The organism is Paenibacillus zanthoxyli JH29 (genome assembly GCF_000520715.1).
In the GTDB taxonomy this organism is placed as follows: domain Bacteria; phylum Bacillota; class Bacilli; order Paenibacillales; family Paenibacillaceae; genus Paenibacillus_AQ; species Paenibacillus_AQ zanthoxyli.
Window position 1 is genome coordinate 1 of the sequence record NZ_ASSD01000360.1, and the last position, 11,529, is coordinate 11,529.

General features: G+C 53.9%; 11 protein-coding genes. All 11 read left to right on the forward strand.

Annotated features, from left to right (window positions below; genetic code table 11):
- A partial coding sequence (locus L691_RS0113085) for a biotin--[acetyl-CoA-carboxylase] ligase (protein ID WP_025690960.1) occupies positions 1-491 on the forward strand: 491 nt, incomplete at its 5' end.
- A 301-nt stretch (positions 492-792) separates the two neighbouring features.
- Positions 793-1,662: a 3-methyl-2-oxobutanoate hydroxymethyltransferase gene (panB, locus tag L691_RS0113090; RefSeq protein WP_025690961.1), complete on the forward strand. Its 870-nt coding sequence runs from the start codon at positions 793-795 to the stop codon at positions 1,660-1,662.
- A complete protein-coding gene (gene panC, locus L691_RS0113095; RefSeq protein WP_025690962.1) occupies positions 1,662-2,552 on the forward strand; it encodes a pantoate--beta-alanine ligase in 891 nt (296 codons plus the stop codon). The genes panB and panC overlap by 1 nt, the downstream gene beginning before the upstream one ends.
- On the forward strand, positions 2,545-2,928 hold the full coding sequence (gene panD, locus L691_RS0113100; protein WP_025690963.1) for an aspartate 1-decarboxylase: 384 nt from the start codon (positions 2,545-2,547) through the stop codon (positions 2,926-2,928). The genes panC and panD overlap by 8 nt, the downstream gene beginning before the upstream one ends.
- Positions 2,929-3,046: 118 nt before the next feature.
- Positions 3,047-3,691: a tetratricopeptide repeat protein gene (locus L691_RS0113105; protein WP_025690964.1), complete on the forward strand. Its 645-nt coding sequence runs from the start codon at positions 3,047-3,049 to the stop codon at positions 3,689-3,691.
- 119 nt (positions 3,692-3,810) lie between these two features.
- The gene (dinG, locus tag L691_RS0113110) at positions 3,811-6,666 is read left to right on the forward strand and encodes an ATP-dependent DNA helicase DinG (protein WP_025690965.1); all 2,856 of its coding nucleotides are present in this window, start codon (positions 3,811-3,813) and stop codon (positions 6,664-6,666) included.
- A 325-nt stretch (positions 6,667-6,991) separates the two neighbouring features.
- The gene (locus L691_RS0113115) at positions 6,992-7,642 is read left to right on the forward strand and encodes a redox-sensing transcriptional repressor Rex (RefSeq protein ID WP_025690966.1); all 651 of its coding nucleotides are present in this window, start codon (positions 6,992-6,994) and stop codon (positions 7,640-7,642) included.
- Complete coding sequence (locus tag L691_RS0113120; RefSeq protein WP_025690967.1) at positions 7,632-8,930, forward strand: amidohydrolase; 1,299 nt, start codon at positions 7,632-7,634, stop codon at positions 8,928-8,930. Before L691_RS0113115 ends, L691_RS0113120 begins: the two co-directional genes overlap by 11 nt.
- Before the next feature lie 110 nt (positions 8,931-9,040).
- The gene (locus L691_RS0113125; RefSeq protein ID WP_025690968.1) at positions 9,041-9,559 is read left to right on the forward strand and encodes a cell wall elongation regulator TseB-like domain-containing protein; all 519 of its coding nucleotides are present in this window, start codon (positions 9,041-9,043) and stop codon (positions 9,557-9,559) included.
- 251 nt (positions 9,560-9,810) lie between these two features.
- Entirely contained in the window at positions 9,811-10,344 is a 534-nt protein-coding gene (locus L691_RS0113130) for a hypothetical protein (RefSeq protein ID WP_025690969.1), read from the forward strand.
- Positions 10,337-11,529, forward strand: a 1,193-nt coding sequence (locus tag L691_RS0113135) for an AAA family ATPase (RefSeq protein ID WP_025690970.1), incomplete at its 3' end; no start/stop codon positions are given. The genes L691_RS0113130 and L691_RS0113135, both read left to right, overlap by 8 nt.

Consider the following 11,529-nt stretch of genomic DNA (forward strand, 5'->3'; position numbering starts at 1 on the left):
GCTCCGCCATCCGTAAGTATACCGGTGTCGAAGCAGGCATCAAATGGCCGAACGATCTTCTGGCCCGGGGCAGAAAGCTGTGCGGCATTTTGCTGGAATCCAGCGCCGGACCTGGAGGTCTGCAGTATGCCATCGCCGGGATCGGCATCAGCGCCAATCTGTCGGAGGAAGACTATCCGGCTGAGCTTCGCGATATTGCGACATCGCTGCTGATTGAGGGCGGCATGCCTGTTAACCGCGAGCAATTGGCCGCAGAGTTGCTGCGGCAGCTGGAATACCATTATAGGCTGTACATAGAGCAAGGCCTGAAACCGATCGCCAGGCTATGGGAGGAGCAGTCGGTTACCCTTGGCCGAAGGATTGGGCTGGAGACGCCCCGGGGCTGGCTGGAAGGGATGGCTGTAGGACTCGGCGAGGACGGCGGGCTGCTGCTTCGGGAGGACAATGGATCGGTGACGAGTGTTTTTTCCGGCGAAATCACGCTAATATAAAATACCATACCTTGTCACATTTAGCTCGTGTAATTGTCCCGCAGATTTGTTATACTGATCGCAAGAGGCGGTATCTGCGTAAAGAACTGCACTCTTGGCATAGCAAAGCTGCTTTTGTTTATACCTTCATAACTGTAATGAACGGTTACGTTGGATTCTGCTCTGAGCCGCAAGGACCGAGACAGAAGGGACGATCGCGAGTGACTCTTTTTTGCCCTTCGGACCTTTTTAGCGGATACGCTAAAAGGTTTTTTTGTTTGCGCTAAAGTAAGCGCGGGGACTCGCAAAAGGGGAAAAGGGAATGGCTAACAAACAAGCACTGAACATTGTGAAAATGAAAAAAATGAAGACGGAAGGCGTGCCGCTAAGCATGCTGACCGCGTATGACTACCCTTCGGCCGCCTTGGCCGAAGAGGCCGGCGTCGATATAATCCTTGTCGGCGACTCGCTCGGCAATGTCGTTCTTGGATACAACTCGACGCTGCCTGTCACCATCGACGACATGGTGTACCACACCCGGGCGGTCGCCAGGGGAGCGGAGCATACGTTCATTGTGGCGGATATGCCGTTTATGACGTATCACGGCGGCATCGACGAGACCCTGAAGAATGTGCGCCGGCTCATGCAGGAAGGACATGCCCATGCGGTCAAGATGGAGGGCGGGCTTGAAATATGTTCAACCGTGTCCTCCATCGTTTCCGCAGGAGTGCCGGTACTGGGCCACATCGGGCTCACACCGCAGTCGGTAAACACAATTGGCGGATACCGGGTGCAGGGCAAGGATGCCCAGGATGCGCAGCGGCTTATGGATGAGGCAAGAGCGCTTGAGAAGGCGGGCGCCTTTGGCATCGTGCTGGAACTGGTGACCGAGGAAGTGGCTGAGGCGATCGCGAAGGAGCTTACCATTCCGACCATTGGAATTGGAGCGGGACGCTACTGCGACGGACAGGTGCTCGTGTTCCACGATGTGCTGCGGTATGCTTCGCCTTACAAGGAGAAACGCTTTGTGAAGACATATGCCGATGTCGGCGGTATTATCCGCGACGCGCTCGGCCAATATGTGCAGGAAGTCAAACAGCGCGCCTTCCCGGAAGCAGGCCATGCGTTCGGCGCGGATGAGAGTGTGCTGGAATCATTGTACGGCGCGGCCGGAAAAGGAGCGAGATCATAATGAGAGTCGTTAGAACGGTAGAACAGCTTCGGGAAACCATCGAATTTATGCGGCGCACCGGACAGGGGCCAGTCGGGCTGGTTCCGACGATGGGTTATCTGCATGACGGTCACGCAAGCCTGCTGCGGCGGGCGGGAGAAATATGCGGTACGGTTGTCCTGAGCATTTTTGTCAATCCGATTCAATTCGGACCGAATGAGGATTATGAAGCTTATCCGCGCGATGAGCAGCGGGATTTGGAGCTTGCGGAACGCGAGGGCGCAGATATTGTGTTTATTCCGTCGGTTGAGGTTATGTATCCTAGGCCCACCCGAACCAAAATTGCGGTGTCCTCACTGACGACAAAATTATGCGGGGCTTCGCGCCCGGGCCATTTTGACGGAGTGACAACCGTGGTCGCCAAGCTGTTTAATATGGTGCAGCCCGAATACGCCTTTTTCGGACTGAAGGACGCGCAGCAGGTGGCAGTGCTTCGGCAAATGGTGGATGACCTGAACATGAATGTGGAGATCATCCCTTGCCCCATCGTCCGTGAAAGAGACGGGCTGGCGCTCAGCTCCCGCAACGTTTATTTATCGGCTGAAGAGCGCCGTCAGGCGCTGGTGCTGTCCCGCTCGCTTCAGGAGGCCCGTAAAGCCGTGGAAGAAGGGCGCGCGGCTACGACCGATGAAGTCCGGGAGCTGCTGACATCAATCATTTCCAGCTCGCCGCTTGCCGACATTGATTACGCGGAAATCCTGACATTTCCGGCGCTTGAACCACTTGAAGGAAACCTCCCGCTTAACAGAGCCGAAGGGGAGATTATTATGGCGCTGGCCGTCCGGTTCGGCCGTACGCGCCTGATCGACAATATTATCTTTACGCCGAAGGAGGTCGCAGCGCTTGTATAGACATATGATGAAATCGAAAATCCACCGGGCGACGGTTACCGAAGCCAACCTGAATTATGTCGGCAGCATCACGATCGACGAGGATCTGATGGAAGCCGCAGACCTGCTGGAGAACGAGAAGGTGCAGATCGTGGACAACAATAACGGTTCGCGTTTGGAAACTTACGTTATACCGGGTCCGCGGGGCAGCGGCGTCATTTGTCTGAACGGTGCGGCGGCGCGGCTTGTTCAGCCCGGCGATACGGTCATAATTATTTCCTATGCGATGCTGTCCGGGGAAGAGCTTGAAGAGCATAAGCCCACGGTGGTGTTTGTGGACGAGAATAACCGTCCCGTTAAGCTTGACAATAAGGAGCTTCACGCGACGATTGCCTGATCTGGCTGCCGGGCGCGGGACCATGCAATGACTGCCACGCATGAAAGGCGGGCTCCGGGCGAACAATGAAGTCAGGCAAGCTGCACTGATCTCATTTTCGCAAGGAGGGATGGCTCCTATGTTTCAACAGATGTATGCCGAAATGAACGAAATGCTCTCCGATATCGCCAGACAGCTGCCGGAGGCTCAGGGGGTAAAGCGGCATGAGCTTTTAGGCAAATACCGTATGCTCCGCAAGCTTAGCGACGAAGCGCTGGATGAATGGCTGGCCTTTGCGGAAGCACTCAGTCTGTTTCGCCAGAAAATGGAGCTCACTGAGGAGCCGGAACCGGAGACGCCGCTTAGCGGGGAAGCCTCCGGAATGGAGATGGAGAATTTTGCGCGCGGTCAAGGGTATTACAAGCTGCTGATGTTCCCGAAATGCATCGAGCAGTTCAGCGCCGTCATTTCTCATTATCCCGACAATCTGGCGGCACGCCTGTACCTGGCCATGTCCCATCTTCACCAGGGCGAAGCCCTCGCGGCGCGGGTTCACTTGGAACATATGCTGCCCCGTGTTAAGAGCCGCAAGCTGAAGGCGCATCTGTATAATGCCGTGGGCTGCATTGCCGCGTCGGGCCGCCGGTTCGACGAAGCTAAGGAGCTGTTCGGGCTGGCGCTGAAGTACGATCCGGCGCTGACTGAGCCAGACGCTAATCTGGAGGTCTGCAGGCGCGGCAGAGGCGAGCTTCAGTTCGGTTCTCAACTGGTTTCGCTATTATAATAATCAGGCGTTAAATTTGGTGCGATGCAGCTGCTGCTTTCCGGCGGTGTGCATCGCCTTTTTTCGCAACTTCTGTTATGCTGATTAAGAGTCTCAAATGAAAGGGTTTAGAATACATCATGAAATTTGCGGTGCTTGATTTTGAAACGACGGGAACCCAGTCCGTAGGTGAAATTATCCAGGTCGGACTTGCCATTATAGAAGAAGACCGGTCCATTTCGCGTGTGTACGGCTCCTACGTCAAGCCCGAAGGATCGATCCCCCCTTTTATTACCGGCTTAACCGGCATTACAGACAGCGATGTGCAGGACGCGCCCGAACTGGAAGAGATGATGATGGAACTGGTGCCTCTTCTGAATGATATCGTGCTTGTCGGGCATAACGTCGCTTTCGATTTTCATTTTCTTCAGAACGCTCTGGACCGGTGCGGTTATTTGCCGTTTCAGGGCCGTATTCTCGATACGATCGATTTTTTAAAAATCTGCTTTCCATCGCTCACCTCCTACCAGCTTGGAAACGTCAGCTCCCATTTCGGGCTTCAGCATGAACGTCCGCACCAGGCGGACAGCGACGCGCTGGCGACAGCGCTCGTACTGCTGAAATGTCTGGATGAGCTGTACAGCCTGCCTCTGCTTACGGTGCAGCGTCTGACTGAGCTGTTTGCCGGTGAGGACAGCGATCTAAGCTGGTTTTTTGAGGGCCTGCTGAGCGAGCGCGAGCTGGAAGCCTTTCAGCCCGAAGGTGATCTTAATTTTTACCGCCAGCTTGCGTTAGCCGTGGGTGATTGGACGGAGCTGGCTCCACCGCGCGAGGACGGCGACAATCCGCTAAAGCAGATGTCGTTTGAGGCTTACTTGAACGAGATTACCGATCGGCTACGGAGCATCCTGCCTCAGTACGAAAGCCGGCAGGCCCAGGAAATTATGTTCGGCGAAGTGATCAAGGCGCTCGCAGAAGAGAGGCATCTGCTAATCGAGGCGGGCACCGGGACCGGCAAATCGCTCGGCTATTTGCTTCCAGCTATTTACCAGAGCGTCCGCACGGGACAAAAGGTAATGGTGAGCACCCATACGATCAATCTTCAGGATCAGCTCCGCGAGCGCGATATCCCACTCTTGACCGAAGCCGTTCCGTTTCCGTTCAAGGCTGCCGTCTTCAAGGGAAGGGGACACTATTTGTGTCTGCGCAAGTTTGAACATAAAATAAATAAGAAGGATTACACTTCACCGAGAGAGGATACTCTAACCTCGGCGCAAATGATCGTATGGCTTACCCAGACCGAATCGGGCGACGACGAAGAGCTGAATTTAAGCGGCCGGGGCGGTGATTTCTGGGAAACGGTGGCAAGTGATACGGACTCCTGCCTGGGAAGATCTTGCCCGTGGTTCCGCAAATGCTATTACCATCGCGCCAAGCAGGAGGCGGGCAATGCCGATGTGGTCATTACGAATCACTCAAAGCTGTTTGCCGACATGAAAGCGGGCCATCAGCTGCTTCCTGCCTACGAGTACCTTGTGATCGACGAGGCGCATCAACTGGAGGAAGTGGCCGGGAAGCACCTGGGCATGCATATGAAGCATTTTACCGTCTCCCATACGCTGAACCGCTTGTATAAAGACAGCCGCACCGGCCAATTGCCCGCGCTCCGGCAGATCCTCCAAAGCTCGGGCAGCGAGCAGGCGGCTGAGTGGAGCGGGATCATCGACCGGCTGTACCCCGACCTCCTTACCGTAAAAGAGGCATGGGATCTGCTCAGCGATAAGCTGTACGCATTGATACCGGAACGGGCCGACTCGGCGGGAGAAGCGGGGCAGCTGGTTCACCGCCTCCTGCCTGCCAAGAAGCCGAAAGGTTGGGAAGAGCTTACTTCACTGGAGAGCACACTAAATTTGTCTTTAAGCGATATTATACGCAAAGGGGACAAAATGCTTGCCGAAATGCGCGACCAGGAAGGTCAGTCGTCAGCCGACAGCCTTGTAACCGATATCGGAGGTCTGTTCAAAGATTTGGCCGATATCCGCGAGCAAGTGCGCTTTTTTATGGGCATGAATGACGAAAATGTAGTATATTGGCTGGAGGCAAATGGAAATTATCGCGGCAAATCCCTGCAGCTGTATGCCGTGCCCGTCGATGTCAGTACGCTGCTGAAGGAGCTTTTCTTTGATAAGAAAAAAAGCGCCATCCTAACCTCGGCAACCTTGTCCGTCGATAAATCGTTCCAGTATATGATCGACAATCTGGGTTTGAACGAAGCCCAGGAGGAAGGAAAGTTATCGACCGTGCAGCTTCCTTCTCCCTTTAAATACCGGGATCAGGCGCTGCTGGTCATTCCGCGGGATTTTCCAAGCGTGAAAGGAACCGTCGGCGACGCTCGGTTTGTCGATATGCTCGTTCATTCCCTGGCTGAAGCCGCAGTGACAACTCGCGGGCGCATGCTTGTGCTGTTCACGTCATATAAGATGCTTCGGCAGGTGTACGATCCTCTTAAGGAGGCGCTCGCGCCCGAGGAGATCGCCGTGCTGGGCCAAGGCGTTGAAGGAGGAAGCCGGAGCAAGCTGCTCCGCCGGTTCCAGGAGAATTCCGCTTCCGTCCTGCTGGGAACGAGCAGCTTCTGGGAAGGCGTCGATATTCCCGGTGACGCGCTGACCTGTCTGGCAATCGTCAGATTGCCTTTTCAGCCGCCTAACCATCCGCTCGCGGAGGCTAAGGCCGAGCTGTTGCAGGCACAGAAGAAGAATCCGTTCATGAAGCTGTCCGTGCCTCAGGCCGTCATCCGTTTCAAGCAGGGCTTCGGCCGCCTTGTACGGACCGCGCAGGATCGCGGCATAGTTATTGTATATGATACCAGAGTCATCGAATCTTATTACGGAAAGTATTTCCTGTATTCCTTGCCGGGACCTAAAATGGAGCATATGGCGACGGAACAAATGGTCCCCCGCATCGCCGAATGGCTACAGCAAGACGGCGCATCCTAAAAGGAAGCTTCGATCGGCCATTGTCTAACATAGGCCAATCAGAGCTTTTGCCTTACCGCACTTCGATCGGCCATTGTACAACATAGGCCGATCAGCCGATTTTAATCTTTTTGCGGGTTATACTGTAAGTAGATTCCACCAATAGTCAAGCGTGTCCCGTCAGGGACGAAAAGCGATCCTTCATCCAACTGATCAAGGTCCCGCCCAACTTTTGCCGGACGCCAATTTGCCGTTAGCGGGTGTCCAGAGGGCGGCAGCCCTTGGGGCCCTCCCTTTTAGGGAGGGTTTGGGAGGGTCCTCTATTTAAAATGTAGGAGGAGAACTCATGAAATCGGATAAAATATCAGAGGCCGTCGTCCGCAGATTGCCAGTGTATCTGCGTTTTTTGAACGACCTGCAAAATCGCGAAATCGCCACCGTTTCTTCTCAAGAACTCGGACAGCGACTGGATTTAAATCCTGCGCAAATCCGCAAGGATTTGGCCTATTTTGGCGACTTCGGCAGGAAGGGTATTGGTTATGACGTACCCTACCTGATCGAAAAAATCCGCCACATCCTGAAGCTGGACCAGCAGATTAATGTTGTTCTGGTAGGAGCCGGGAATCTGGGTCAGGCGCTGTCCAACTACAATATTTATCTGAAAGACACAATGAAAATCACGGCCGTCTTTGATTCCTACCCGCCGAAGATCGGGACCAAGATCAATACGCTGACCGTTCAGCCTATGGAGGAACTTGCAAGTACCGTACGCGAGCAGGGTATTCGCATAGGCATTATTACCGTACCCGAGCAGGAGGCGCAAAAAGTAGCGGATATTCTTATCGGATCCGGCATTGAAGCGATCCTGAATTTCGCTCCGGTTATTCTGAAGACGCCGCCCGAGATTCGCGTGCATGCGGCGGACTTTACAACCGACCTGCAAAGTCTGGCTTACTATCTGCATGAAGGAAAGGACGAAGAAGAGCATGGGTACTAAATGGATGATCCGAAATGGCAAATTTGCCGTACCTGGCGCGGATAAGCCTGTTCTTGAAGGATATATGGTAATCGATAACGATTTGATTACGTACATAGGGGAAGAACCGCCTGTTCTTGAAGAAGACGTGCCTGTCATTGAAGGTAACCGCCTGCTGTTCCTGCCCGGGCTTGTCAATACGCATGGGCATGCGGCGATGTCGCTGCTGCGCGGCTATGGAGACGATCTGGCCCTTCAGGTATGGCTTCAGGAAAAAATGTGGCCAATGGAAGGAAAATTCACCGGAGACGATGTCTACTGGGGAACCGCACTTTCGGTGCTGGAAATGCTCAAGGGCGGTACAACGACGTTTCTCGATATGTATGATCATATGGACCGGGTGGCTGAGGTGGCGGAAGCATCCGGAATACGCGCCGTTCTGATGCGCGGCGTTATCGGGTTGTGCCCGGCTGAGGTGCAGAATCAGAAGCTTGCGGAAGCGGTTGCTTTTGCGAAAAAATGGCATAACGCTGCGAACGGGCGGATTACCGCCATGATTTCGCCTCATTCGCCGTATACGTGTCCTCCGGATTATATCGAAAAATTCGTTCAGGCGGCTCATGACCTCGACCTGCCTATGCATACGCATATGTCGGAAACGCGGCGTGAAGTGGAGCAAAATATTACGGATTACGGCCTCCGGCCCGTTGCCCATCTGGAGAAGCTCGGGATGTTCACCCGGCCGTCGCTGGTGGCGCACGCCGTCCATCTGAACGATGAGGAAATCGAAATTCTTGCCCGCAATCAGGTTGGCGTCGCGCATAATCCGGGGAGCAATCTGAAGCTGGCGAGCGGTGTGGCGCGCGTTCCCGAGCTGCTGAAGGCCGGTGTTACGGTATCGCTCGGAACGGATGGCGCGGCAAGCAACAACAACCTGGATATGTTCGAGGAGATGCGCCTGGCTGCGCTGATTCATAAAGGTGTGTCCGGTGATCCGACGGCGGTTCCGGCAGGCGAGGCCCTGCGTATAGCTACGGAGTATGGAGCTAAGTCTGTATTCCTTAATCAAGTGGGCCGGCTCGCGCCGGGAATGAAGGCCGATTTTATCGCCATCGATATTGACCAGCCGCATCTGCTGCCGCATACGGATCTGATATCCCATTCCGTCTACTCGGCGAGTGCCAAGGACGTAGAGCATGTATGGGTTGACGGCAAGCAGATCATTAAGCACGGGGAATGTCTGACCTTGGACGAAGAGGCGATCCGCCGCAAGGCCCAGGAAGCTTTCGAGGGACTGCTAAATCGGTAAATTTATGGAGCTTCCGCTGACAGCCTGTACGACTACTGGAACAAAGGAAACAACAGCCTCGTCATTTTGGGACGGAGGTAAGGTTTCTTCCTAAGAAGGAGAGCTGCACGTTGAGAAAAAGGAGAAAATGGATCTTTTACGGGGTGTTTCTGGCCCTGCTCCTTCTGTTCGGATTATATCAATTTTTTGCCTACGTGCTGAAGGATCAATGGAGCGAGCGCAGCGCAGCCGAAGCCGCGGCGATTAACGGGGCGGGTCTAACCGAGATTGATAAAGCGGAGAAATCGGTATGGGATGAGAACTCCATTTATTGGGTGATTACCGGCAAAAACAAGACCGGCGCAGGCATGATGGTGTGGGTACGTTTTACTGTTGACGGCAAGCCAGCGCAAGGAGAAAACGCCGTGCATGCGCAGGAGCTGTCTCAGGGAGTCTCCGAGGAAAAAATGCGGCAGATGATCGCAGCGCAGATTCCCGGGATCAAGATCAAGCGTCTGCTTCCCGGCGCCTATAACAGCGAGTACGCCTGGCAGCTTTTTTATCAAGACGGGGACCGCTACTATTACCGGTTCTACCGCTTCTCGGACGGCGAGCAGATCGGCGACGGCTACAGCCTGCCCAATCGTTAACGGGGCGTAATACGAAGAACCAGCTACACCCTTAACAGGATGGCTGGTTCTTTATTTTTATATGATGATAGGCAGAAAATAGAAAGTAAAATTTTAAATATTATTCACATTTGATTCGTTCTAGTATATACACCTATGATATACTACTAGTTGTATCGGGGCATGCCAAGATGCATGCGGGTCTCGGATGACGCTAGGTTACGCTGCTTGAAGAGAATAAAGACTGACATCATTAGAGAGGAGGACGTTGTTTGAAACTTCGTCTAATGCCAGTATTATTGACTGCACTCCTGTCTGCTGCGCTTCTATTCGGCGGGTGGTTTTTGTACCGTGAGTTTGCCGTTCAGGAACCGCTTGAGAAGATGGTCAGCAGTTATGAGGGTGTGAAGCAATCCCATATTACCATTAACCGCAATGAAGTAACTTTGAAACTTGATTTGCAGCCGGGCACGAAGCTTCGTGAACTGGTTCAATATATAAATACCGAAGGCAAGTCCATAATCGGAGACCGGACGGTTAAGCTTGATGTGGATGAGCATTCGAGCCAAGTGCTGGACGATTATTGGGATAAAGCGCTGTTCTCCGTCGCTGAGGCAATGGAGAGCCGTAAATATACGGTTATTCCGGAGACGCTGAAAGAGCTGTCCGCCCAATATAAGAATGTTACCGTTACAACAGAAATAGACGACAAGAATGTCTATGTGAGTTTGTCGGACGGCAAAGAGAGCAAATTTATTATTTTGCCGCGCGAGCCTGAAACGATGGGGGTATGGAATAATGCCTAAATGGAGCAAAGAAGTATTGATCGGATTTGTGCCGGTGCTGCTGATTTTTCTGGCTTTTCTGGGGATTAATATCGTACCTATTATCGTTGCGGCTGCCATGGTCGGCGCTCTGCTCGTCATCACCCATATGCGCGGCGGCATTGCCGTAAATGCTGGTGCGGAGAAGAAACGCAAGAAGAACGGGCCGGCCAAGCTGACGTTTGAAGAAATCGGAGGCCAGGATAACGCGAAGCAGGAGCTGCGCGAGGCGCTCGATTTTCTAATCCGGCATGAAGAAATCAGCAAGTTCGGGATTCGTCCGCTTAAAGGGATTCTTCTTACCGGCCCTCCCGGGACGGGCAAGACGCTGATGGCGAAGGCTGCGGCCCATTACACGAACTCGGTATTCGTGGCGGCTTCCGGCAGTGAGTTTGTAGAAATGTATGTCGGTGTCGGCGCAGGGCGTATCCGCGATCTGTTTAAGGACGCCCGCACCCGTGCCGTTAAGGAGAATCGGGAGAGCGCCATTATTTTCATCGATGAAATCGACGTCATCGGCGGCAAGCGGGAAGGCGGGCAGCAGCGGGAGTACGACCAGACGCTTAACCAGCTGCTGACCGAGATGGACGGCATTTACAATTCGGAAACTCCGCGCATTTTGCTGATCGCCGCTACGAACCGTAAGGAGATGCTTGATCCTGCGCTGCTGCGTCCCGGGCGCTTTGACCGCCATATTCAAGTGGACATGCCCGACAAAAAAGGCCGCAAGTCGATACTAGAGCTGCACGCCAAGAACAAGCCGCTTCATCCCGATATCAATTTGGAAAAAGTTGCAGAGGAAGCTTACGGCTTCTCCGGCGCCCAGCTAGAAAGCGTTATGAACGAAGCCGCGATCTATATGATGCGCGATAATTTGACCCAAGTGGAGGACCGCCATTTGGCAATGGCGATCGACAAGGTCATGATGGGCGAGAAGACGGACCGAGAGACGAACCACGAAGAGAAGAAGCGGGTAGCGATCCATGAGCTGGGGCATGCCATTATGGCCGAGCTTCTGCGTCCGGGCAGCGTTAGTCAGGTAACACTCACTCCGCGCGGTCAGGCGCTCGGCTATGTGCGGCATAACCCGCAGCAGGAGCAGTATCTGTACACGAAAGACTATCTTGAGGAGCAGATTATGATTGCGCTCGGCGGAGCGGCAGGCCA